Below are 603 nucleotides of genomic sequence, written 5' to 3'. Positions count from 1 at the left end.
TTCTTCGCTTGTAGCTCATTTTGTTCAATCTCCAGCGGTGTAAGCCCTTTGGCTTTTGCTTTTAGGTAGCTTAGATAAGCAGGGATATGCGTTTTGCCCATATACTTGTCTAGATAAGGTAAGAACCCTGCGTAGTTGCCTTTAAATTTGGCATGATGAAAGTCATGATAGACAGGGCCTTCGTAGACGGGTAATAGATGCGCAGGATTCCATGGAATATCATAGCCGATATGACCGTCCGCGCCTTCTACCTGACGCAAGATGACCCAAAGCCACACTACATAAATGTGCGCGCCCAAGAGAATTGGACCGACTAAGGTAAGCGTTGCTGTGAGCGAATACTCGACCCAGTGCATATAATTGCCATTGATGCCGCAGGTATTATGAATGCGATGATGCACGCTATGGATATGTTTAAGCAGCCACTTATTCTCATGCATATAGCGATGCATCCAGTAGTATAAGAAATCATCGAGCAGCACAAAAAACACCAGTTGCGCGATGATAAAATACCAAGCAGGCAACTCGCCATTATGCACGCCAGTGAGCTTGAGTAGTGGCCAAACGAGGATCAATAATGACGCCAAAATGATATTATTGATG

The 603-nt window shown here is 44.8% G+C and carries 1 protein-coding gene; it reads right to left on the bottom strand.

Going from position 1 to position 603, the window contains the following annotated elements; all coding sequences use genetic code 11:
• On the bottom strand, nt 1–603 hold a 603-nt coding region (locus ACTXGO_RS15850; protein WP_443575197.1), incomplete at both ends, for a sterol desaturase family protein.

The organism is Psychrobacter sp. T6-1 (assembly GCF_052258445.1).
This window is presented reverse-complemented; position numbering and strand designations above follow the sequence as displayed.